The organism is Mesobacillus sp. LC4 (genome assembly GCF_053543455.1).
In genome coordinates this window covers 39780-62444 of the sequence record NZ_JBGCUB010000008.1, presented here as the reverse complement: position 1 = coordinate 62444, position 22665 = coordinate 39780, and the positions used below count along the sequence as shown (strand labels likewise).

Below are 22665 nucleotides of genomic sequence, written 5' to 3'. Positions count from 1 at the left end.
ACTGATCGGACAGCGATAAAACTTCCAAAGTCCAGGTATTTCTGCTTTTTAATCCAGCGTCCAGCTAACCATATACTCTGTCAGACTGTTCGGGAGCTCTAGTCCAGGTTCTTCAATCTTCCAGTGACCCTTGATTCCCAGTTCATCGCATGCCAACTCAAACTGAGCCATCGCAATGCCAATATCGAGTATTTGCATATCATATCCCAGCCTGGTGCTGTAATTCGGGGTATGTTCAATATAAAAATGGCACTGTTGCCGATCTTCCGACAATAGAATTCTCCATGGCTGTTTGTTTGATGCTGAAGGCCCCAGCCTCACCATCTCGATGGGAATCTCAAATTGTTCGGCATTTGTTTTATCAAGCGGACTTGCAAAATTCCCGTCAAAAAACAACTGATTCCATGGTTTTTTATTATCTGCTTTCACTACATAACGAAGTGCTTTATCGAAAACTCTTTGCTTTTGTTGAGAATAGCCCGATGGCGTGATACATGGAATGAACTCTCCTTCTGCAAGCTGAATTTCTCTTTCAAAGGAATTTCTGCTGAAAGTGCCCCCCATCCAGCATGTCCCCAGTCCAAGCTCTGTCAAATAAATCACCATTTTATGAAATGTAAAAGCGAATTCCAGCAAGGAGTAGGTCTTATTTTCACACAGACCGACCAGATAGACCTGCGGATTTTTAATAAATCCATAAGTGCCAAGCTTAATCCCTTTTTCTGAAACATTGTTGGTAATCTGAATAAGCTCAATGCGGCCCTTATTGCCAAAAGGTCCTATTAAATTGTCTTCAGATGCTATGTATTCTTTGATCCTTTGGTAATCAGTTTCAGAAAGCCTTTTTGTATCATATGTTCTGATCGATTGCCGATATTTCATTATTTCAATGGCAGATTTATTATTATTCATCATACACCTCTTTCATTGGGAGCAAAGGGATGTACTCAATGCTTCCAACAGAATAACCCCAGTACTACCTTACCATGTTCCAATCTTGGAAATCATCTTCTTTTTACATAACTAAATAGAGTGGAAAGGATTCGGCCACTTGCTTCTCCCCATAACGACCAACTCCATCTCTTCATTATATTCATTAATGAATGGGATTACGATTCCAATGACAACTTGCAAGAAACAATAGCAATGATCACATCTCCATTGGAAAAACTTATTACTTTGCGCAAAGTAATAAACATTATATAATATGAATGAACAAACCAAAGGGAGGAATTAAGATGGGGAAATTTGATAACAAGATTGTGCTGATTACTGGTGGAGCTTCAGGTATGGGAAAAAGAATGTCTGAGCTTTTTGTTGAAGAAGGAGCTTATGTCATTGCCGCTGATATTAATAAGGAACTGCTTGATGTAGTCAGTCAGCATGATTCCATTGAAGGCAAGTTGTTGAATGTAATGTCTGAGGAAGATTGGAAAAAGGCAGTTGAAGAGATTATTGCTGATCATGGAAGAATCGATATCTTGATCAATAATGCCGGTATTGCAACTGAAAAGCAGATGGACGAAACGACGATTGAAGATTGGGATATCATGATGCGAATCAATGGTTTTGGTCCGTTTGCTGGCATGAAACATGTGCTCCCACATATGGTTAAGCAAAACAAAGGGGCTGTTGTAAATATTTCAAGTTATACTGCTATGGTTGGTATGGGAGTGAATACCTACACTGCTTCAAAAGGTGCTGTTCGATCCATCTCCCGTGCAGCAAGCACGGCCTATGGCAGGTTTGGAATTCGCGTGAATACTGTATTCCCTGGTGTCATCCAAACACCTATGACGGAAAACTTGTCAGAATCCAGTGAGGTTGTACAGCGCCTGATTATGGCCACACCTTTGCAGCGACTTGGACAAGCCGATGACGTGGCACGCGCCGTACTGTTCCTGGCTTCAGATGATGCTTCCTACATCACAGGTGCTGAACTGGTCATTGACGGCGGTTTCTCCGCTCAATAAGTCAATTTATACTAGCCAAAAGCATGGTTCATCAAAAACCATGCTTTTTGTTTGTCCTTCAGCCATTCGCACAGATGCTTGACTGGAAAATTCCATCTAGGTAGAATGAATGGGACTAAAACCCAGAAAACACGATATCCCGAAAGAAGTGAATGACATGTCAATCCAGATTGTCCTTTTAGGCTTGTTACAGGATCAGTCCTATCACCCATATGAAATGAAGAAAACCATCATTGAAAATAAATGGGACCACCTCTTCCCGGTGACGGATGGGAACATTTATCACGCAATCAGAAAGCTTGAAAAGCATGAGTGGGTAAAAGCGGAGAAAGAAGAGCAAGTCAATAATCGTCCGAACAGGACTGTCTATTCCATAACGGATGAAGGAAAAACTCAACTGTCCAAAGAGATTCAGCTCGTATTTGAACAAAGGCTGAAGGAGCCCCGCTCACTTTACCCCGCCACCCTTTTCATTCATTCATCTAACGTCGATGGAATAAAGAAAAACATCCAAAATTGGATCATCGAGCTGAAGGAAGAAAATTCGGTCCAAACCGAATATCCAGCACAGCTTCCCCAATTGATTCACAGGCATTACAAGGAAACGAACGAGCTATATATAAAATGGTTACAAGACCTTTTGAAAAATATCAAAAAGAGCTAGAAGACGTTATTTGTCCACTAACTCTTTTTTACGTTATTTTCCAGCTCATTTCTTCTGTTCCCTAAGAGTGAAAGTGAAATCCAAATCCAAACGCATGTAATATTAATAGCCGACTCCTGTAAAAAGCTTAATATGCGTTTTCCATAAACACCCTTTCTTTTATAAAATTTTAGTTTGTTTTTGTTTTTGGATGGTGTTTTAAGTAGATAAAGACTTTGGTTAGGATCATGGCTAAAAATAAGATGAGCAGATAATTGAGAAAGAGATAAAAGTAATTCATACCATTATCTAGTTTAATTAAATTACAGGCAGCCATTAGTGGTTTGAATACAAAAGAGAAAAAAGCACTCGTTAAAACACCGTAAAGCAATACATTTTTATTGTTATTGATACACCACTGATAGACTAACATGAAGGTGACAGGTACAAGCGAAGCATCCAGGGCAAAATTCACTGGCATAATAGGGAATACCTGATACGGATAATATACGTGACCAGTCCTCATGGCAATTGCATCGGAATAAGTAAACCAAGTGTGTATATTAAAACCATAAAATGCAATTTGAAAAGGCTTGGTTCTATCAATTTTAAAATAAACAATAATGAGAGGCACAACTAGCATAAAGAAAATGACCCAGAATGGAACTGTGCCAATGTGTGAAAAGTCCTTCCAATAATCCATCCACAGCGAAACAACTTTCTCTTGTAACTCCAGGATCTCATCTAGCCGTTTTTCTTGTTCGTTGGTCATCAGCAGCCATCCTCCAACATTATCTTTTACAATAGTATTGTTCAAAACCTGGAACAATATAAAAAATTTCAATATACATGGAGATTAACTCTTCTGATTCCATACATGTCATGATGATCACTAGAAACACTTGATGCTTATCATTCATACCATTTAATCTTAAAGTATTGACCTTTGAAGAAATTTTCCAATAGCAAAAAGCGACAGTATCAAGTATACTGCCGCTTAACCCACCAATATGTTTTCATTTAAATTCCGGTGCTTTGCCAAGTTCTTTCCACAATTCTAATGAGCGATAACTATGTATTTGGTAAAGTTCCATGATGATCAGACCAACTAATAACGGCTGTACATTTACCTAGTGGGAAAATATCTATTATTTAAGTTCTACATCCTTAAATGCATCCTTGAATGCATCTTCTTCTATCTCAATTTCTTTATTCAAGCTGTTTAATATCTCCTGAACTGGTTTTGCTTCCTTACTCATAAGTGTTTGTTTAATCTGATCTTTCACCTGGCTTAATGGCGTCTCCTTTATATCTGTTACTTTAATGAGGTGATACCCAAATATTGTCTTAACGGGCTCACTCACTTCACCTTTTTTCAATTTCATAGCTGCTGCAAGAAATGTCGGATCCATCTCCTGGCTAGCCCCGGAAAGATAGCCTAAATCTCCTCCTTCTGCTGCAGACACTTGATCAGTCGATTGGTTCTTGGCTAATTCTGCAAAATCGGTTCCTTTCTTTAGTTCGTTACTTATTTCTTTAGCCGTTGACTCATCATTCACGAGAATATGACTGGTTCTTACCTCCGTGTATTGATCAGTATGTTGTTCATAGTAATCTTTTATTTGTTTTTCTGTGACTTTTATCCCTTCTGTTGTTGCTTTAAAGAAATAAAGGGATTGTTCGATATGGTCCTTTAATTCTTCTTCGTTTTTAAAGCCCTGTTTTTGCAGGAACATTGTATAGGCTTCTTTGTCACCGACCTGATCCTTTATTTCGTCCAGCCGCTGGTTCACTTCTTTATCCGATACCTCATATTTGCCTTTTAAAATTTGGATGTAAACCAGCTTTTGAATCAATTCTTTTCCACGCTCAGTACTTGCCACTTCTTTAAATAAATCATCTTTTGAGATATTGCCGTATTGCGTTTTAACAAGTAACTCGGGTTCTTCACCAGAAGTTTGAGTCGAACAGGCACCAAGTAAAAATAACAAGGATAAAACGGCAGCAATTTTGATTACATTCTTCAATTCTCTTCCCTCCTACTTTGGCAACTTTCTATCAACTACTTAAAGGAGGCGGGACAGCATCATAACTGTCCCAGCCATCAATTTAATTACTTGCTTCCTTTATACCTCTTTATATATCCCTCAAAGGAGAATTTGTTGATAACCTATTCCCAAATTTCGATCATTGCATCAGCATATGCTTCCAAACTGGTATACGCTTTGTCAGAAATTTGATCAGCATCTTTTTTGAGCTCTAGGAATCTTTTGAAATCATTAATGTGTTTTACAACCTTATCTCCAGAACCTTTCTTTTCGAATTGGCCCACAGTTTTCAAATGTGCCTTCAATGCTTCTGCTGAACCTGCTTTGATAGATCCATCCTTTGCAAAGCTATCAACCACAGAGCTTATATCTCCTGCATTTAGGCTGCCAGGCAAGAAATTGAAGTCGGTAAAGCTTTGATTAGTGTCTGTCTCTGACGTAGCGGTAAAACTGAGTTTTGCAGGAGCTGCCTTGCCTTTCGGTATTTTTACATAAACCGGAACAGCAACAGTTGCTCCTGGATCCACAGCAATTACGTTGTGATCAAGTTGAACGTTCCAATCATCCCCTGCAGAAGCATTGACTCGAATAAGGTCCTTTGCTTCGCCGGTATTAGTGACATTAAAATGATAGACTGCTACTTTGTCTTGTACGGCGGGCTGTACGGTGCCTGCGCTGACATTTACTCCTCGATCAAATGCACCTGAGCCTTCTGTGTTTCGGACGGCAACCTGATACCGGAGAACCCCATCATTGTCTTTTTGTTTCCCTAAAATGTAGAAATGAAGCTTGTTGTAAGGATCGATGTACTCACTGACAACACTGTCTTTATCAATAGAACCATCAAATTGTCCGGCAACCAAACTTTTCCCATTCCCAGCTTTGAATAAAGCATCGAGGGTCTGCCTTGGATCACCTTTGGCAACCATCGCCGTGGTGCCGTCAGGTCTAGTGAAGTCCTTCAGATTGATATCCTCAGGATGTGAATCAACTACCCAGATATTCGGGGCAGACTCCGCATTTTTTGTCTTGGCGATCAAGACGCCAGAATCCGCTGCGAAGGAATCCGATCCAACGCGGTCTACCACTTCAAGGGTATAGTTATTGTACAATCGTCCGGAATGAATATCGTTCCGCCAGTCACCGGCCAGGTAATCTGTTGGTGTGGAATCGTCCATGCTGATATTGATACCATGGAGCCCGGTTCGGCCGAATTCACTGCCAATTGGTGCTTGACGTGCGGTAATATCCGCAAACACCGGCCCAGATTCCTTTAAATCATCACGGTTCAGCTTCAAGACTTCATCATCGGATACAAATCCCTGTTTCATCTTATTACGAAGCATATGTGGTGCCGGTATAGAAGCACCAAGGGTAGATGGAATCATCCAACGAGTGTGCGTTCCGCCAGGACCATTGAATGAGCCACGGCTCATCGTCTCCCAATAACCAGAATAGGTTCTAGGATCAAGTGTTGCATTATTGTAATTATCACCAAGACCGCGGAGATGGCCAAATTCGTGTGCAAATGTTCCCATGCCATCGCTCTCCCCTTGGATAGAGACACGAATCCTTTTGCCGTTTATGTCAGCACTAGATGCCGCCGACCAGATCGTTTTAGCTGCATACCAGGAGGTCCAAGGAACATAACGAGTTTTTGCCCAGTTCGGCATGTTTTCAAAACCAGGTAGATCCGGAGCTCCAAAATCATCGGAAACCGAATCTTGATTAAGGAACATCATCTCGCCGAATTCTTGCCATACGGTTGACTCATCGTAACCAGCGTGTACGATGAATGCAAAGTCATATTCTTCTCCAGCTGCGGCTATATCAGCTGCTGCTGCATTTACGCCATCCTGAAAAAGGTTTCCACCACTATATTGAGGTGGTAGTGAGCCAGAATTCATATAGTTAAGCCCATATTGAAATTCGTTTTTATCCAAGCGGTAAGGACCATAAGAATCCAGGGAAACGCCCCATTTTCCTTGGGAGTTCTCTTTCCAGAAGCCATCAATTGTCTGATAGTTGTTGAGTTTACTAGGGACATTCAGAAAATTCTCCCACCATTCCCCAAGTTCTTCACGAGGAACAGCATCCACTTGAGGATTGCCGGCAATCTCTGAACCCTTTGGTTGGGTCAAGATGAAATCCTGATCCGGAAAGTCGACCAAGATCAAGGCACCTTTAAGTTCGGTTTCAGGTTGGATATTTGATGTATTCCAATCAATACCAGGTATAGAATTATAATCATTCCATGTCATATCATCAGGATTCACCCAAGACTGGGGATCCACGGGGGCAGGCATTTTTTCCAGACCTGGTTCCGCAGCAAAAGCGGCAGTTGAAGAAAACGCAAGCAATATAGTGGTAGTGGCTGCTGCAATTTTACCTCTCAACTTCAAATCAATTCTCCTCTCAATTAGAAAAAGTCCCTACCTTTTATGTAGGTTTTAAATCAAAATAACCTAAAGATTTCGTCATGTTTGCCCTTCTCTTAATCGTTATAAGCCTTTTCTTCGCCTCCTTTCACAGCTTGATCTTGTCCCTTGGTTTATCACCTCCCTTTAGTTCATAAAACGTAGTCATAAAAAAACCTATAAAATTCACTATTTGAAATCTGAAAATATATGAATATGAAATCGGAAGTTTGGCAAGGTGGGGATTCTATTGATGAATTGATAAAAATTCAATGGATGGATTGAAATCGTGGTGATAGTTTTCATCTTAAGTTAATCGAATATTTCGACATTTTCTGACGTGATTTGTTTATCTACATAGCGCATGCTCTAAAACTTTTTATTATCTATTACGCATTACGAAATATTCACACTTTCAATTTCTGCATATTAATTCATATTCCTTCAACTTTATTCCAAAAAAGGAAAAACGAATCAAAAGGCCCAATATTATCCTACGAGTTATTACTTTAGAGTAGCCAAAAAGAAATAGACGAACTAGGGTTCATAATAAAAAAGGCTTAGCGTAACACATGCATTTAGAAAGAGCATTAAACCTACCTCGCCGGGACAGCTGTCTTTTTATATTCATAGTAAAGTCATATGAACATTAACCATTACTGCCAAGTGGAATTTCTCTGCAAGCAGACGCATCCGACAGTTTAATATAGTAATATAACAATTCCGAAGAAGGAGGGCTTTACCTTTCATCAAACAAACTTATGAAGTGACTCGGACAAACTGATAAATATACAAAAAGAAAAGCGACAGTTTATCTAAACTGCCGCCTTCGGTCCTATTTAGCTATTAAATTTTAATCCCTTAATACCAAGTTGGAATTCGGTTAGCACCCATACATTTTATCTCGCCACTAAGCCCTTCAAAACCAAATTCAGATTTTGCGGCCGTTCTGCCAGTCTTCTCATGAAATATCCATACCAGTCATGCCCATATGGTACATAAGTACAGAAGGAATAACCTTCTTCTACTAGTTCCAGCTGCATATCTGTTCGGAAACCATAGAGCATTTGGAATTCAAACTTATCTTTAGGAATATCATTCTCCCTCACAAATTGTTTAACGGCATTAATGATATGATGGTCATGTGTCGCGATTGATGTGAAGCCTGGATGCAGCAATCGTTTCTTGATCAGTTTCAAGTAATTCGCATCAATTTCTTCTTTTCTCTGCAGGGATACTTGGTCATTTTCTTTATATGCGCCTTTTACAAGACGTAAGCGTGTATGCTTCAACCTTTCAAGATCGTTTTCTGAACGGTAAAGGTATGCCTGGATTACCGTTCCAATGTTGTCGTATTCGTAACGTAACTCTTCTACTATATCAAACGTCATCTGGAGGTGACTGTAATCTTCCATATCAATATTTACAAAGATTCCGTATTGGTTTGCTGTTTTCATGATATCCTTGATATTTTTCAGGCAAAAGTCTTGATCCACATCTAAGCCGAGTTGTGTTAATTTAATCGATAAATGTGCATCTACACCTGATTGTTTAATGGCTTCCAATGTTTTTAGGACATTCTCTTTGGCTTCTATTGCTTCATGCTCATAACGCACAAATTCACCTAGATGGTCTACGGTAGCGCTAATACCATTAGAGTTTAAATTCTTCACTGATTGGATCATTCCATCTGTATCCGTTCCTGCAACAACCTTACCTGCCCCGAGCTTGAATCCCCATTTTTTTGCACTAGCATTTAATAACTGATTTTTTGACAACGCCATGAAAAAATCTCTCGCTATAGCCACTGCACATTTTCCTTTCTGTGTTATATTGGGAAGCTTTCTTATAAGTTAAATACCCTTTTCCGTTGTGCTATAACTTAATATTCTATTCTCTATGTATAAGAGGATTTTTTTACAGCAAAATGACAGCAGCAATAAAAAAGACAAGCCAGTTTATTCAATACAAGGCTTGTCTGATTAATTAATCTGGACAAAATAACAGTTGCTCACACAGTACTACTTCCTAACCCTACTTACTACTATTTCTCACGCTCCAATAGATCTCGGTCTGCTCATCGCAGTAAAAACCCTCAAGGCTGCATGTTTGGATGATGTTCTCAAGTTTCTCCTTGGAGGCGGAACAAAGCATAGAGAAATGGCTGTCCCAATGGGTGGTGATGAGGATGGATTGATCATGTGTGAAAAGATTATGTCTGCTTAATATATCCTGGCTGATGAGATCATCGATATATTCTAGTTTTCTTTCGGTGCAGAATTCATCGCCTACCCAGATCCAATCGTAAGATTCTTTTTTGATTGCTGCTAAGAGGTCATTGATGATAAGATCTGGCAAGAATCCTTCGTCTGGAGGAATGAGCTGGTGCTGTTCACAGATGGTATCAATCACTTTTCCCAGTTTTTCATCCTGAAACTCTCTCTTTAAACCGTGGATCCTGGTTCGCAGACCGATATCGATTTCGTCGTAACTGTTCAGCCCGCTGAGATGCATGAATTGTTTCCAGGATACCATTTCACAATGATGTATCAACTGAAATTTATCTACAGTCTCATCAGCATAAAAAAGGTCGGCATCCATCGATACTGGTTTGATGAATGGATGGAAAAAGATGTAGACTTCCTCAAATACACCCTTGTAATATTCCTTTATGGATTCGTCTTCCCTTGCACATATGGCATAACGATCAGGTTCAGGGAGAACTCTTCTCTCTTCCATTGATTCCACCTCTCTCCTGTTAAGGTCCTATCTGTTTTTCAAGCTTTACACTCTATTCTTTTCATCAAAATCAAAGATTCCCACCTGAATCTGTGTGATTTACTTCGCTGACCCTTACTCTCCAAATCATATGATCAAAATCTTTACCCCAATAATCCCTTAATAGAATTTCTGGTTCTCCAAATTTCTTTTTCCAAATTGATTGGGCCCTTTTATACCCACTATCCAACCAAAATTCTTCAATCCCTCTTTGATGCAAGGTGTCATACATTGCCTTCAAAAGTAAATTACCTACTCCATTCCTTTGGTAATCAGGATGAACGAATACTGTGCCTACCTCCAAAAGATAATCATAAGAATTGTTTGCACATTCCCTTATGATTTCATTTGCTGGGCCATATTCAATAGAGCCAATGATTTTGTCACCATAGAAGGCAATTAGAAAATACCGGTTTTCACCATTGCTTAGATAATCACTTTCTAAGTATCTTCTTTTCCCTTTGATCTCTTCATTCAAATCATCCAATTGATCCCCAATACCTTCTTGAATATATGTATCGGTGATCACTGTTTTAAAAAAACCATTCAACTGCTCTCTATCCTCAGGTTTCGGCCTTCTAATCTCTTCCGTAAGCATGCAATGCCCCTCCGGTTTTTATCGATATTTTTCTATCTTCAAGGCAGCAAACTCAACACCGCAAAAAAGTGCATGATCGATCCGGCCAATACAAACACATGCCATATCGCATGGTGGTAATGGAACCCGCGCCAGACGTAAAAGATGGCTCCTACTGTATACAGGACTCCTCCAATCACGAGGAATACCAGTCCTTGTGTTGATACATTCTGTGTCAGTGGACCCCAGGCGAATACAATCAGCCAGCCCATAACGACATATAACACGGTGGAGGTGTGCAGGAAGCGTTTGACGAACAGGGATTTGAATACGGTTCCTGCGATGGAAAGGCCCCAGACAATTCCGAACAGTGTCCATCCTAATGCTCCTTTTACCGCGATGAACAAGAATGGTGTGTAGGTGCCGGCAATGAAGAAATAGATGGAAGAGTGGTCCATGACTTCAAAGACATCCTTTGCTTTGCCAGGAGGAAAGCTGTGGACGAGTGTTGAGGATGTATATAAGAGCACCATCGTCACCCCGAATAAGGTGAAACTTACGACATGCCATGCTGTTCCGTATAGGGACGCAAACACGATCAGGATAACGAGAGCTGCAATGCTTAACAGTCCGCCGATTCCATGGATGATGGCGTTGGCGATTTCTTCTCTCTTCGTAAAGATATGTACATTGGCCATACTGTTGACTCCTTTTCTCTGTATAACAATTCATTTCTTCTATTATAGTAGACCATTAGTATATCACCTATGACATTGATTGGTGAAAGGATATGAAGCCAGCTTAATTGGTTGGCTCTCACGAAAAAAAGCAGAGATCATCATCACTCTGCTTTCCATCACCTTCTTCTCCCTCTCCATATACCCAATTGAAAAACAATCCCTGTATAAGCAATGAAAATCGATAGGGGAATGATGGTCTTTTGATGGTTTTCCCAGAGGTTTATGATTGTATTTTGCAGATTGCCATTAAGGTACAGATAGTAGACGTACACCACTAAAATGGAAAGGAATAAAAAGAAGGTAAAGCGAATCATACGAAAGAAAGAGCTCCCTTCGAAAAGGGTTCTTGAATTTTTGCTTCCCTTGCTGGAAAGCACTGTCTTTGCCATCAGCCACACCCCTTTACTTCAGATTCACAAAGAAATACGCTATTATACTATTCTTTCTCTTCATCGCATTTCCCTTTGATTACTGTAATAAAAAACAGCTCTATCCGAGATAAAGCTGCAGGAGTGAATGTTCTCTTTTTAACAGTTTGTTCAATTGCTTATCATCCACATTCATTCTTGATGCTTTTAAACCAGTAAACTTATACTTGCCATCCCTCTCATGTTTATCTTACTTCCTCTCCCTTGGTTGACATATTGATGTTCCTATTGTCGCTGCTCAGTTAAGAATGGCTTTTTATCTTCATGACACAGTATCCTGGCAATATTTCTGCCGTCTTTGGCAGCAATCGGGATTCCGCCACCAGGTGTTGTCCATTGTCCAATATGATAAGCATTTGAAAGTCCGGTAATTTTCTTTGGAATCTTCATTTTTATATTGTGAGGTGTCAGTTTCCAACCCTCAAATGCCCCATTCCACACATTTGTAAAATGGAAAAATGTTTTTGGAGTAGCCACGTCAATATAATGGATCCTTCCAATGAGATTCGGATAAACTTCTTCAATCGCTTGTTGTACATCTCTGGCTAACTGCTCTTTTCTGCTATCATAAAGCTCTCTGTCCTTATACAATTCATCCCAATACTCCCATTCTGAAAAAATATTAACCTGTAGGACTGTACCTTTCTTTTTATTCAGAGTGTGATCAATGTTTTGAACACGAATTGTCAATCTTTTTTCAAGCTTCCCCCCGCCAATATCAATTCCATTGTTTATGGGAATGCTGACTCCATGTGGGATATCTTCCAATTTGTCAGCAGCTCCGTAACTGCAAATGAGAAGCGGCTTAAACGGCTTGCTTTCTTGGTAAAACTTTTTCATTTTACTATCCATGTACTTATCTTGTAAAAACTGTTTATATGTAATGAATCCATCAGCTGCAGATACGATTCTCTTCCCTTCCACAATGGTCCCGTCTTGAAGTTCAATTCCGGTTACTGTATGTTTGTCATCGACGACCATTTTTTCAACCGGCATTCTTAAGTAAAGTTCGCCTCCTAAAGACTTGTACCTTTCTGCAAGTCTTTTCGCAAAAGCTAAGGAACCTCCTTCTGGAATGCCACCGTTCTTTGTGAAAAAGTTATTTAAGGTTGTAAATAACGAAATGGCAACGAAATCATCCATTTTCATGATCTCAGTTATTACTTCCTTAAGATAAGGGGAATGAAAGCTTTCCAACAGTTCGCCAATCGTGATTTTTGAATACTTTCCATATACCTTTATTGAAGATCCAAGCTGTTTGAACGTTTTCAGCTTATCGAAGAAATTAGCAATATCATCAGGCTTTTCAAAGAAAACTTCCGCTTTTGCCATATCATTCAAGGATTGATCCAGCTCATCAATAAAGTTCTCATCCTCTGGCGCAAGTCTTTTTAATTCTTCTATAAAAATTGTTTTGTCTCGTTTGATGACAAAGTCCTCACCATTTGATAGCTTAATTCTCAAAAATTCTTCAGGATAATAGATTGGCACATTATCAAGTACCGTAAGCTCTTTCCACATCCGATTATAGCCAGCTCCTTCTTTTGTCCCCATTAGCCAATGAATGCACCCATCAATATAGAAGCCATCCTTATACCAGCCTGTGCATACTCCTCCAGGGAGATAGTGCTTTTCATAAATCGCTGTTTGATAACCGTTCATCTGCAAGTAGATTCCTGCCGAAAGCCCTGATACACCTCCGCCAATTATCAACACATCTTTACTTATCATACTGTCACTCCTTTTTTACAACTTCAACCTGGACCTACTATCAATCCCTCTTGGCATTTAATACTTATCATTCTACTTTCATTAAAAAAATTCCTTTATTGGAACAAGAAACCATATCTTTCTTATACAAATTCCCATAGATGCCCTGGAACAAAACAGAGAAAAGCTGCATTTGAACCTGCCAATTTTTCATAATATAATGGAGGAAAAGATTATAAGGGAGTTTGTACCTTGAGCAAACATAAAATCTATACAATGAGCTTTGCAAGTGTCTATCCACATTATGTAAATAAAGCCGAAAGAAAAGGACGCACGAAACAAGAAGTCGACCATATCATCGCCTGGCTGACAGGGTATAGCCAGGAAGAATTAGAAGTGATACTTGAAAAAAAGACAGACTTTGAGACCTTCTTTGAAGAAGCCCCTCATATGAATCCTTCGAGAGAGTTAATCAAAGGCGTGATCTGTGGTGTCCGAGTGGAAGAAATCGAAGAACCAACCATGAGGGAAATACGCTACCTCGACAAGCTGATCGATGAGCTGGCAAAAGGGAAAGCAATGGAAAAGATTTTGCGAAAATAGAAAGCAGACCCTGAACAAACTAAGGGCTTCCGTTCATGCAGGGAAAATCTTAAATCACCTCCAAAGCAGCACAGAAATAGCAATGCAAATCACACTCAATTTAATAGTTAAGTTAGCATACAAAAAGCTCAGAGCCTTAAAAAGATCTGAGCTTTTTGTATTTTAGTGTGTTGTTGAACATTAGCAACCTATGTTTAAGTACTCTCCTTCAAAGCTATTTGAGTGCTGTTTAAAAAAAGAAGCTTCCCATTCCTGGGAAGCTAATGTTTATTTGTCTTTAACTCCGAGAAGTCGGAGGCTGTTTAAGGTAACAAGTAAAGTAGCGCCCATATCAGCGAAGATCGCAATCCAGAGAGTGAGCCATCCTGGAATGACGAGCAATAACGCAACCAGCTTGATACCTAATGAGAAGGTTATATTCTGTTTAATGATCGCTAATGCTTTTCGGCTCAATTTCACGGTAAATGGAAGCTTACCTAAGTCATCAGCCATCAGGGCTATATCAGCTGTTTCTAATGCTGTATCTGTCCCTGCACCTCCCATAGCAATCCCCACAGTTGAAGCCGCAAGAGCAGGAGCATCGTTTACTCCATCACCGACCATGGACACACGGTTAAATTCTTGTCTGAGGTCCTTAATGTAATTAAGCTTATCATGGGGTAACAGCTCTGCTTTAATATCTGAAACGCCTACTTGCTTTCCGATGGCATTCGCAGTCCTTGAGTTATCACCAGTTAACATGATTGTTTTCTCGATACCCAAAGAATGAAGTTTTTGAATCACTGTTTGACTCGTTTCTCTCACTTCATCTGCAACAGCGATCAAAGCGGTAATTTCCGTTGACGTTCCAGCAACCATCACGGTTTTCCCCTGGCTTTGTAAGGTTTCAATTTTCTCTTTTAGTTCGGCCTTAATCCCGTCAGTCAGGATTTCTTCAAATAAATTCGGGCTGCCGACAAAATATGTCTCACCGTTGATATCCCCTTTTATTCCTTTTCCCGTTATCGAGGTAAAATCAGTAATATCAACACTCTGATAATCCAGGTTTTCTTCCTCTGCCTTCTTCATGATCGCAGAAGCCAGTGGATGTTGAGAACCATTTTCTAAGGCTGCAATGATTTTTAATTGTTCGTTTGTCGCTCCATCTTCCGGAAGGTAATCGGTAACAACAGGAACCCCTTTTGTTAATGTGCCTGTTTTATCAAAAGCAATGGCCTTGATCGATCCCATTTCTTCAAGATGAATTCCACCCTTGATCAATACGCCGTTTCGGGCTGCGTTTCCAATTGCAGTAACAATTGATACGGGTGTAGAAACAACAAGGGCACACGGACAGCCGACTACCAATACTGCTAAACCTTGATAGATCCAAGTGTTCCAGTCAGCTCCGAAAAGTGGAGGAATGACGGCAACTCCTAGAGCGATCAACATAATGACCGGCGTGTAATATTTTGCAAAGCGATCGACAAATGCCTGTGAAGGTGCTCGCTCAGCTTGTGCTTCTTCAACCAGATGGATGATCTTCGCAATGGTCGTGTCATCCACATGTTTGGTTACTTTAACCTCAAGAAGCCCTTCTTCATTAAGAGTTCCGGCAAAAACTTCATCATCGATTGTTTTAGCAACTGGCACAGACTCCCCAGTGATCGCTGCCTGGTTAATTGCTGAAGTACCCTTTAAAACGATGCCATCCATCGCAATTTTTTGCCCGGGTTTGACAATCATAATATCTCCGATCAGAATTTCATCGACAGAAATCATCATTTCCTGATTGCCTCTTCTGATCAAGGCTTCCCTTGGAGCAATGTCCATTAATGATCGAATGGATTGACGGGCTTTATCCATTGAGTAGGTCTCAAGGGCTTCACTGATGGCGAACAGGATGACAACTGTAGCACCTTCTCCCCATTCACCAATGAAAGCTGCACCAATGACGGCAATGGTCATTAAGGTTTTCATATCAAAGTTTAATCGAAACAGGTTCTTCAACCCTGTGTTAAACAATCGGTAGCCTCCTATTAGGATCGAGGCTGCGTATGCAATAATGGAGGCGATATTCTCTTCTCCGTTCAACTGTCCGGAAATCCACCCCAAAAGCAAGAAAACAAATGATGTGATGACCGTAGCATGCTTTTTCAAAAATGGTTCTTTCTTTTCTTCAAATCGATCCTTCTCCGGTATGACTTTTAGATTTTCAAAAGCCCCGGCCTTTTCAAGTTGTTCAATTGAAGCATTGCCGTACAATACAAGTTTGGAAGCGCCAAAGTTAACACTTGCATCTGAAACACCCTCCAGGTGTTTTACGTTCTTTTCGAACGTAGTCGCACAGCCTGCTCAGGTGAATCCCTGTATTCGGTATACATGTTTTTCTCCTGATTGTTCAATCGCTTTATCCATGCACTTTCCCCTCCTTTTCATGAGTAAAGGCTAGTTGAATCAGTTTTCTTACATGTTCATCATCCAAAGAGTAAAAAACCAGCTTTCCATCTTTCCGATATTTTGCCAGCCCCATGTTGCGGAGCAGTCGTAAATGATGGGAAGCAGTTGCGGTTGTACACCCTACAATATTAGCGACGTCACACACACAAAGCTCATCTTCTTCACTTAATGCAAAAGCAATTTTTAACCTTGTATCGTCTGCCAATGCCTTGAACATTTTAGAAACAGAAAATGTATTATGTTTAGATAAAGAATCCTTTACCCGGTCCACTTTAGGTCCATCAAAACAAGTTATCTCACACACATCATCATGTTTCAAACGATTCTCACCTCTCATTCAAACATTTATTTGAGTATCAGTATATGCAATGGATTTCAAATAGTCAAACGATTATTAGAATATTACACGATACACGATAAAAAAAGAATGGAAGCCCCATTCTTCTCTTCTATCTAATTATTCGCTTATTTCCAGCTGGATTTTCGGCATATTATGCATATCTCTGGCTGTTACATGTGCAATGACATTGTATTTGCCAGCTTCGTCAAAAATTTTTTCTGCATAGTATACGCCTTTTTCCTTATCCAGCTTCCCTGATAACTTCTCGTGCTGGTCATCTTCTTGTCCGTCTTTCCATATCTCAAATTTCATTTCATCAGCGTCCTTAACCACTTCTTTTCCTTGAGTGACTTTGGCTTCAATTCTTATGGTTTCATTTACTGTTAACGTTGCCGGCGTTGTCTCTACAGCCACTTCAATCAATTCAGGTATTTCTAGGTCTTCAGTCGATTTATTGGAACAGCCAACAAACACCAACACTGTACTAAGAATTAATAATATTAACTTCTTCACTATGATTTCCTCCTGTATAGTACAAACATGATCTATTTTAAAAAATATAAACCATAGTGATTGGTTAAGGAACTAAGAAAATCATTTGTTTGATAATTTGTCACAAATTACATTCTAATAACTGTATGACTGTAATAGTATCTTTGTTAAAATAGAAACCGGTTAGTACTATTCGGAGGTTAGAAATGATTAAAAACATCCTTTTGTCTTTACTATTGCTGTTTGCTTTCACAACCACTGCGGCAGCTCATACAGGGTTAGAAACCTCTTCTCCGAAAAAAGGTGAAGTTGTAACGGAACAAGTCCAGCAGATATCATTGGACTTTGAAACAAAGGTAGAAAAAGGCAGCACATTCGTGGTAAATGCTGTCAATGGTCCGGTTGTTCATTTTGCCAATATTACCTTGGACGAACATCAAATGACAGGAACCGTCGAACAACCATTGGAAAATGGGGAATATCTCGTTCAGTGGGAAATTATCGGTGCAGATGGCCACCCAATTGAAGGTGAGTTTACCTTCTTTGTTGAAATGGAACAAACCGAGGAAGTAGAAGAAGAACCAATCGATGAAGAAAGTGGACTGGGTGATGACCCAAATCCTGCTCCGCCTTCATCTGACAAAACGGAAAACCAGCAAGAACCATTGTCGGATTCTGTTTTAATAACAATATTGATCATTTTGATCCTTATCATTGTAGGCACATTCTTGATCTTTTTTAGAAGGAAGAAGTAATCATGATCACATTAACCATTATCAGTGAAACACTACTTTACCTATGCTTCTCCCTTCTTATGGGAGCCTTTGTTTTCAGCTTAATACCAAATTCGTACAAGCCGGAAATTCGGATACCCAAGGGCATCATGATGTCTGCAACAGGGGGTATAGCCTTATTTTCCTTTGTGCCAGTATTATCACTAATTCTCCATTTATATCATGATCTAGGATTCTTAACTACGCTTCAATCCGTCCTCTACACATTTGAAATCGGAAAAGCATGGATCCTTACCTTTGTTCTCGCTAATCTATTATTTATTTATATTGTTTGGGTTGATTATCGAAAAAAAACAATCTATGCCTTAATTGGACTGGCTTTTACCTTCCTATTAATATTAGCCCTTGGATGGTCGAGTCATGCAAGCTCACTTGATCAATGGAAAGGGTTCCTGACCCATTCGGCACACTTTACCGCTGTAAGTGTTTGGGTAGGTGTTCTGATCGTCGTGAGCTGGTTCTCAACCAATCAATTGAACTGGTTATCATTTTTAAAGTGGTTCAGGCCACTGGCTATGGTTTGCTTTTCCGTAACAATACTATCTGGCTTAATCCTGATGTCGTTCGTCGTGGAATTTAAGGATTACCCAACTTCCTGGAGTATTTCTTATGGACAAGCTCTCTTACTAAAGCATTTGCTCATCCTGCCCTTAATGGCTTATGCCTTTATTAACAGTTTTCTCGTTCGAAAAAAGTTGTTGGCGGACTCAGCGTATAATCCAATCCAATGGACAAGAGCTGAAAGCATCGTGATCCTTTTTATATTTTCTGTCACTGCAGCACTGGGTCAGCAGTCGCCCCCTCATGAGATTGCACTAACTATTCAAACTGAAGGAGCTTCAAGACTTTTTTCAACCATATTCAGAGGGAATATTGATCCTGATTTAGTCGTCCAATTCTCTGTAAACGGGATCAGCTTATCTTTTTTCGCTTTATCCTTTGTTTTCTTGGCGCTCATCATTCTGTCATTCAACAGGAAAGTTCCAATCATCATTTCGTTTTTCATGTGCTTCTTATTTGTAATATCCGGCTACTTATCTCTTGTGCTCAGTCTTCAATAAAACAAAACTATCTTTCCCATATAATTTTGAAGAGGTGTTAATATGAACAGCAATACAAACAAACCATTTAAGATGGCCGTCGTTATAACCATCATTATTTTTGCCTTATTAATTGCTTTAGTGCTAGTGAATAATATGAAATCAGATACTACTAATAATGTTAGTTTTGACAAGCAACCGTCAATTGAAGGACAGCCTGTACTAGGTGACCCAGATGCACCGGTGACGGTTGTAGAGTTCGGGGACTTTAAGTGCCCTGCATGTAAAGCATGGAGTCAAAATTTCTATCCGCAACTGGTAAAGGACTATGTTGAAACAGGAAAAGTTAAGTTTGCTTATATCAATGTTCTTTTTCACGGAGAGGAATCCAAGTTAGGGTCTCTTGCTGCGGAATCTGTCTTCAAACAAAATCCAGAAAGCTATTGGATTTTCAATAAAGAGATGTTTAAGGCTCAACCAGCAGAAAACCATGATGATCTTTGGATTACCAAGGAAAAGATATTAGAAATTGCCTCCGGTATTCCCAACATAGATGTAGAACAATTAGAGGCGGATATCAACGATCAAACTGAAATGGATGAAGTTAATAAAGATTCACAATTAGTAGAGGAGTTTGAAGTAAAGCTTACACCAAGTATTATGGTCAATGGAACGATGGTCGAGGATCCATTTGATTACGAACAAATCAAACTACTCATTGACCAGGCGTTAGAGGATAAATAAGGATGGATATTTTAAGAAAGTACTCTCTTTATCTAGCTTGGCTCGTATCAGTCGTTGCCACCTTAGGCAGCCTATATTTTAGTGAAATACGTGATTTCATTCCTTGTGAGCTTTGCTGGTATCAACGGATTCTGATGTACCCACTAGTTTTAATACTTGGAATAGGAACCTTTCAAAATGATCCATCTGTGAAGCGTTTCGTCTTGCCTATGGCAGTCATCGGTTGGTTTGTTTCATTATTCCACTATCTACAGCAAAAAGTACCTGGTTTTGCAGAGATCAAACCTTGTTCCAGCGGTGTTCCTTGCAGCGCTCAATATATAAACTGGCTAGATTTCATCACCATACCATTTTTAGCATTTACAGCTTTTTCATTAATCATAGTGTTTATGGTACTAATAAAAAAACAAAAATAAGGCAGTAAACCGCTATAAAGCTTTGGGAGATCCCAAAGCTTTATTTATTGATTATTTCTATCGGTGAAAATATAGTTAAGTCAATTCTAGTTCAACAAAACTGCAGCTTAGTCAAATAAAAAAACGCCAATAACGGCAGCCTGAACTTCAACTCTCGCTCTAAGTAGATTAGATGGTTTTTATTGAAGTCCATATCTTAGTATTTGATATCTAATAACCTCGTTGCCAAATGTGAACCATAATAAAAGCAATAACACAATAACGCCCATCATTAAACTAAACCAAGCAAAATATTTATTTTCCTTATTTATTAAAGGGTACAGAACAATTAACAATGAACCAAAAGCAAGGGTGATTACAACCGTAAGTTGTCCTGTTAGTGTTTCAAACACCATAGAATCCCTCCCTTATCAATATAAATATTCCAAAATTTTTTTCTGATTTTTGTTAAACTAATTTTCCTCTTAGTTAAATCGTGAGAGCATTGGAATTCCAATATAACCTATCAAGATTCCAACTATTAGTACCCAGAAGTAACTCCATTTCTTAAAATCTTTCATTTTCCCCTTTCGCCTGACCCTTTTTATAATTTCTTTTTCCACTAACCTGCATCTTCTTTGAAGAATATTTACTATATTCAAAAATTACTTCCCTAAAGGAGACCCATGTAAAAAAAGATTACAAATACTAAAGCAGTAAAAATAAATGCTAACAATGCAGTTTTAATAGTGCTCTTCTTTCTTACACGATCTCCGTAGAATAAATCGTCTTTCTCCATAAGTGCTCCTAAAATCAGATAGAGTATTGGCGATACTGGCACGAATATAAATACCAATCTCACAATAAAGGATGAAATGAAAAGAGCCTCTGCGATTCCTCCACATACACCTAAAAATACATAATCCGAATTTGACCTCATCAGCCTATTTCTTTTCAGTATTTTCACCTCATATAAACGTATTTTACAGTCTGATTTATTTGCAATTTGATTTTATTATTTAAGTTCTACAATAAATAGTCTCATACCTTTAATTTAAGGTCGTGTTATCTTACTCTTGATTTAATAACATGAATACGATTTCTTCTTCAATTAAAATCCTCGATCCAGAAGATTTTCAAAAAAGGCGCATCTTCTTCCTGAACCCATGCATCCGTTTGGATAAAATCTATTGTTTTATTTACATTCACCCTCATAGTTCAAGTTTGACTAACCGCTTCACCAAATGTTACTTATTAAGCGAATGATCATTCTTGGAATAAACATTGATATGTTCCAAACAACTTCACCGACTAGCTGGTGTTTAAGAAATTCTGCAGTTAATACTCAAAATCAGGTTAAAAACCCGCTAACTACCTTTATAAGGCATTTAGCGGGTTTTTCTAAAGGAGTTTTTTTTCACTCTGCCAATGTTCTTAAGGAGCCATTTTCATCCAACTGTGTAAATAATGAATGGCAAAAGTCACATCCGGTTGTGGATACGCACTCTTCACTAAAGAAAGCTGACTATACATATGAGCAGCACCTTCTTCATAAAAACTAACAAGATTGGCTTCTTCTGATTTGCCAGTTTCTACTCCAATCACAATGGGTTTGCCAAGAGAGGAAGCATATTGTACTTCATTTCTCACTAGTTCAATAATTCCGTTTCCTCCAGCAGCCTGATCGCGGTATGCCATAATAGTCGTATAACTTGTTGTCTTAATCGCCCAACTAGCTAAATTACCTTTCCCGTAAGTATTGCTATATGCAATTTCATCAAACCAGAAAGGAATATCGATTCCAAATGTAAGTCCAAGTTGTTCTGAAGTAACAGCAGCATGATTGATAATATTTTGATATGCAAGTACAGTATTCTTGAATTTTGAGTTCCAACCACTATATAGATATGGCTCTATATCTAAATGAATACCAGTAAATCTTTGTGTCTGTGAGGCTGATTTTTGGTAGTTTCCTACCCAATTAAAGAATTCCTTAGAATAAGCAGAACCTTTAGAGGAAACCCATTGCGGCGAGCCATCTAAAGCGTGTATTTCTATGCCTTTTTCAGTTGCTTTTTGAATAAATGATTTATAAGTATCGAAAGGAATGTTTTTATTAATTTGAAGGTATATTTGCTGAACTTGATTATTTCCTGCGAATGAAAGAATCTCTTTTCCTTGCGTAGCAATCGTTGAAGTATTCCAAAGCCATGTTGCCGTGGGAACTCCTGCGTTAGCATGAGCTTTAATAGGTTGAGAAAGGGTTTGAAGAGGACCAAAACCCATAAATAAGATAAGACTTAATAAGAGGTATTTATTGATATTCATATTCTCCGCTCCTTTTTATGGCCAAGACACCATTTTAGGAGTCTGGCAACCTGGCAACCATATGCAAAGGAAATATCTCTTTACACTCAGGCCCATGGCTTTGCGTCCTTGCCTTTCAACAAGTTTGCCTTTATCAGTTTTTTATTTAATTTGAGTATATCCTGTCCTAGTATCAA

The 22665-nt window shown here is 39.1% G+C and carries 23 protein-coding genes and 1 riboswitch; of the genes, 7 read left to right on the top strand and 16 right to left on the bottom strand.

What is annotated here, in order from left to right; translation table 11 throughout:
- Positions 1 to 48: 48 nt before the first annotated feature.
- The gene (locus tag AB5I83_RS20145; RefSeq protein WP_448977989.1) at positions 49 to 915 is read right to left on the bottom strand and encodes a nitroreductase family protein; all 867 of its coding nucleotides are present in this window, start codon (positions 913 to 915) and stop codon (positions 49 to 51) included.
- Between the two features lie 323 nt (positions 916 to 1238).
- Here AB5I83_RS20145 and AB5I83_RS20140 point away from each other — a divergent pair, with 323 nt between their 5' ends.
- On the top strand, positions 1239 to 1973 hold the full coding sequence (locus AB5I83_RS20140) for an SDR family NAD(P)-dependent oxidoreductase (protein ID WP_448977987.1): 735 nt from the start codon (positions 1239 to 1241) through the stop codon (positions 1971 to 1973).
- Positions 1974 to 2082: 109 nt separating this feature from the next.
- Positions 2083 to 2637, top strand: a complete 555-nt coding sequence (locus AB5I83_RS20135) for a PadR family transcriptional regulator (RefSeq protein WP_448977985.1) — start codon at positions 2083 to 2085, stop codon at positions 2635 to 2637.
- Between the two features lie 169 nt (positions 2638 to 2806).
- Here the strand turns inward: AB5I83_RS20135 and AB5I83_RS20130 are convergent, their stop codons facing one another.
- The 9 genes from AB5I83_RS20130 to AB5I83_RS20090 all read right to left on the bottom strand — a co-directional run bounded on the left by AB5I83_RS20130 (position 2807) and on the right by AB5I83_RS20090 (position 13335).
- Positions 2807 to 3388 carry a CBO0543 family protein gene (locus AB5I83_RS20130; protein WP_448977983.1) on the bottom strand — a complete coding sequence of 194 codons (582 nt, stop codon included), beginning with the start codon at positions 3386 to 3388 and terminating at the stop codon, positions 2807 to 2809.
- Positions 3389 to 3764: 376 nt separating this feature from the next.
- Positions 3765 to 4643 carry a peptidylprolyl isomerase gene (locus AB5I83_RS20125; protein WP_448977981.1) on the bottom strand — a complete coding sequence of 293 codons (879 nt, stop codon included), beginning with the start codon at positions 4641 to 4643 and terminating at the stop codon, positions 3765 to 3767.
- Between the two features lie 143 nt (positions 4644 to 4786).
- Positions 4787 to 7066, bottom strand: a complete 2280-nt coding sequence (locus AB5I83_RS20120) for a M6 family metalloprotease domain-containing protein (protein WP_448977979.1) — start codon at positions 7064 to 7066, stop codon at positions 4787 to 4789.
- Positions 7067 to 7980: 914 nt separating this feature from the next.
- Entirely contained in the window at positions 7981 to 8865 is an 885-nt protein-coding gene (locus tag AB5I83_RS20115; protein ID WP_448977977.1) for a proline dehydrogenase family protein, read from the bottom strand.
- Positions 8866 to 9115: 250 nt separating this feature from the next.
- Positions 9116 to 9820, bottom strand: coding sequence for a DUF2711 family protein (locus tag AB5I83_RS20110; RefSeq protein ID WP_448977975.1), 705 nt, complete (start codon positions 9818 to 9820; stop codon positions 9116 to 9118).
- A gap of 70 nt (positions 9821 to 9890) precedes the next feature.
- On the bottom strand, positions 9891 to 10457 hold the full coding sequence (locus tag AB5I83_RS20105; protein WP_448977973.1) for a GNAT family N-acetyltransferase: 567 nt from the start codon (positions 10455 to 10457) through the stop codon (positions 9891 to 9893).
- Between the two features lie 38 nt (positions 10458 to 10495).
- Positions 10496 to 11134, bottom strand: coding sequence for a PAQR family membrane homeostasis protein TrhA (trhA, locus tag AB5I83_RS20100; RefSeq protein WP_226087627.1), 639 nt, complete (start codon positions 11132 to 11134; stop codon positions 10496 to 10498).
- A gap of 158 nt (positions 11135 to 11292) precedes the next feature.
- A complete protein-coding gene (locus AB5I83_RS20095) occupies positions 11293 to 11565 on the bottom strand; it encodes a hypothetical protein (RefSeq protein WP_448977971.1) in 273 nt (90 codons plus the stop codon).
- A 264-nt stretch (positions 11566 to 11829) separates the two neighbouring features.
- Entirely contained in the window at positions 11830 to 13335 is a 1506-nt protein-coding gene (locus AB5I83_RS20090) for a phytoene desaturase family protein (protein ID WP_448977969.1), read from the bottom strand.
- A gap of 231 nt (positions 13336 to 13566) precedes the next feature.
- On the opposite strand from AB5I83_RS20090, the gene AB5I83_RS20085 reads away from it, so the two are divergent.
- Complete coding sequence (locus tag AB5I83_RS20085) at positions 13567 to 13917, top strand: DUF2200 domain-containing protein (protein WP_448977967.1); 351 nt, start codon at positions 13567 to 13569, stop codon at positions 13915 to 13917.
- A gap of 267 nt (positions 13918 to 14184) precedes the next feature.
- On the opposite strand, the gene AB5I83_RS20080 is transcribed toward AB5I83_RS20085, so the two are convergent.
- The 3 genes from AB5I83_RS20080 to AB5I83_RS20070 all read right to left on the bottom strand — a co-directional run bounded on the left by AB5I83_RS20080 (position 14185) and on the right by AB5I83_RS20070 (position 17209).
- Positions 14185 to 16314 (bottom strand): heavy metal translocating P-type ATPase, encoded by a 2130-nt coding sequence (locus AB5I83_RS20080; protein WP_448977966.1) that lies wholly within the window; start codon positions 16312 to 16314, stop codon positions 14185 to 14187.
- Positions 16307 to 16675, bottom strand: coding sequence for an ArsR/SmtB family transcription factor (locus tag AB5I83_RS20075; RefSeq protein ID WP_448977964.1), 369 nt, complete (start codon positions 16673 to 16675; stop codon positions 16307 to 16309). Before AB5I83_RS20075 ends, AB5I83_RS20080 begins: the two co-directional genes overlap by 8 nt.
- 138 nt (positions 16676 to 16813) lie before the next feature.
- A complete protein-coding gene (locus tag AB5I83_RS20070) occupies positions 16814 to 17209 on the bottom strand; it encodes a FixH family protein (RefSeq protein ID WP_448977962.1) in 396 nt (131 codons plus the stop codon).
- A 185-nt stretch (positions 17210 to 17394) separates the two neighbouring features.
- On the opposite strand from AB5I83_RS20070, the gene AB5I83_RS20065 reads away from it, so the two are divergent.
- Genes AB5I83_RS20065 through AB5I83_RS20050 form a run of 4 tightly spaced genes read left to right on the top strand, consistent with a single transcriptional unit; the run spans position 17395 to position 20182 of the window.
- Entirely contained in the window at positions 17395 to 17943 is a 549-nt protein-coding gene (locus tag AB5I83_RS20065) for a copper resistance CopC family protein (RefSeq protein ID WP_448977960.1), read from the top strand.
- A 2-nt stretch (positions 17944 to 17945) separates the two neighbouring features.
- Positions 17946 to 19043 (top strand): copper resistance D family protein, encoded by a 1098-nt coding sequence (locus AB5I83_RS20060; RefSeq protein ID WP_448977958.1) that lies wholly within the window; start codon positions 17946 to 17948, stop codon positions 19041 to 19043.
- 42 nt (positions 19044 to 19085) lie between these two features.
- Entirely contained in the window at positions 19086 to 19766 is a 681-nt protein-coding gene (locus AB5I83_RS20055; RefSeq protein ID WP_448977956.1) for a DsbA family protein, read from the top strand.
- A gap of 2 nt (positions 19767 to 19768) precedes the next feature.
- Positions 19769 to 20182 carry a disulfide oxidoreductase gene (locus AB5I83_RS20050; RefSeq protein WP_448977954.1) on the top strand — a complete coding sequence of 138 codons (414 nt, stop codon included), beginning with the start codon at positions 19769 to 19771 and terminating at the stop codon, positions 20180 to 20182.
- 179 nt (positions 20183 to 20361) lie between these two features.
- Here AB5I83_RS20050 and AB5I83_RS20045 read toward each other — a convergent pair whose 3' ends face one another.
- The 3 genes from AB5I83_RS20045 to AB5I83_RS20035 all read right to left on the bottom strand — a co-directional run bounded on the left by AB5I83_RS20045 (position 20362) and on the right by AB5I83_RS20035 (position 22489).
- Positions 20362 to 20577 carry a hypothetical protein gene (locus tag AB5I83_RS20045; protein ID WP_448977952.1) on the bottom strand — a complete coding sequence of 72 codons (216 nt, stop codon included), beginning with the start codon at positions 20575 to 20577 and terminating at the stop codon, positions 20362 to 20364.
- Between the two features lie 257 nt (positions 20578 to 20834).
- Positions 20835 to 21101, bottom strand: coding sequence for a PspC domain-containing protein (locus AB5I83_RS20040; RefSeq protein ID WP_448977950.1), 267 nt, complete (start codon positions 21099 to 21101; stop codon positions 20835 to 20837).
- 494 nt (positions 21102 to 21595) lie between these two features.
- A complete protein-coding gene (locus tag AB5I83_RS20035) occupies positions 21596 to 22489 on the bottom strand; it encodes an amidase (protein WP_448977949.1) in 894 nt (297 codons plus the stop codon).
- Positions 22490 to 22530: 41 nt separating this feature from the next.
- Positions 22531 to 22628, bottom strand: a riboswitch (cyclic di-GMP riboswitch).
- Positions 22629 to 22665 lie beyond the last annotated feature (37 nt).

What these genes read in the sequence shown, in the direction of transcription:
- AB5I83_RS20065 (WP_448977960.1), top strand. Translation starts at nt 17,395, where the DNA reads ATGATTAAAAACATCCTTTTGTCTTTACTATTGCTGTTTGCTTTCACA.
- AB5I83_RS20130 (WP_448977983.1), bottom strand. Translation starts at nt 3,388, where the DNA reads ATGACCAACGAACAAGAAAAACGGCTAGATGAGATCCTGGAGTTACAA.
- AB5I83_RS20140 (WP_448977987.1), top strand. Translation starts at nt 1,239, where the DNA reads ATGGGGAAATTTGATAACAAGATTGTGCTGATTACTGGTGGAGCTTCA.
- AB5I83_RS20055 (WP_448977956.1), top strand. Translation starts at nt 19,086, where the DNA reads ATGAACAGCAATACAAACAAACCATTTAAGATGGCCGTCGTTATAACC.
- AB5I83_RS20040 (WP_448977950.1), bottom strand. Translation starts at nt 21,101, where the DNA reads ATGAGGTCAAATTCGGATTATGTATTTTTAGGTGTATGTGGAGGAATC.
- AB5I83_RS20135 (WP_448977985.1), top strand. Translation starts at nt 2,083, where the DNA reads ATGGGACTAAAACCCAGAAAACACGATATCCCGAAAGAAGTGAATGAC.
- trhA (WP_226087627.1), bottom strand. Translation starts at nt 11,134, where the DNA reads ATGGCCAATGTACATATCTTTACGAAGAGAGAAGAAATCGCCAACGCC.
- AB5I83_RS20115 (WP_448977977.1), bottom strand. Translation starts at nt 8,865, where the DNA reads ATGGCGTTGTCAAAAAATCAGTTATTAAATGCTAGTGCAAAAAAATGG.
- AB5I83_RS20105 (WP_448977973.1), bottom strand. Translation starts at nt 10,457, where the DNA reads ATGCTTACGGAAGAGATTAGAAGGCCGAAACCTGAGGATAGAGAGCAG.
- AB5I83_RS20145 (WP_448977989.1), bottom strand. Translation starts at nt 915, where the DNA reads ATGATGAATAATAATAAATCTGCCATTGAAATAATGAAATATCGGCAA.
- AB5I83_RS20095 (WP_448977971.1), bottom strand. Translation starts at nt 11,565, where the DNA reads ATGGCAAAGACAGTGCTTTCCAGCAAGGGAAGCAAAAATTCAAGAACC.
- AB5I83_RS20035 (WP_448977949.1), bottom strand. Translation starts at nt 22,489, where the DNA reads ATGAATATCAATAAATACCTCTTATTAAGTCTTATCTTATTTATGGGT.
- AB5I83_RS20090 (WP_448977969.1), bottom strand. Translation starts at nt 13,335, where the DNA reads ATGATAAGTAAAGATGTGTTGATAATTGGCGGAGGTGTATCAGGGCTT.
- AB5I83_RS20045 (WP_448977952.1), bottom strand. Translation starts at nt 20,577, where the DNA reads ATGGTGTTTGAAACACTAACAGGACAACTTACGGTTGTAATCACCCTT.
- AB5I83_RS20110 (WP_448977975.1), bottom strand. Translation starts at nt 9,820, where the DNA reads ATGGAAGAGAGAAGAGTTCTCCCTGAACCTGATCGTTATGCCATATGT.
- AB5I83_RS20050 (WP_448977954.1), top strand. Translation starts at nt 19,769, where the DNA reads ATGGATATTTTAAGAAAGTACTCTCTTTATCTAGCTTGGCTCGTATCA.
- AB5I83_RS20060 (WP_448977958.1), top strand. Translation starts at nt 17,946, where the DNA reads ATGATCACATTAACCATTATCAGTGAAACACTACTTTACCTATGCTTC.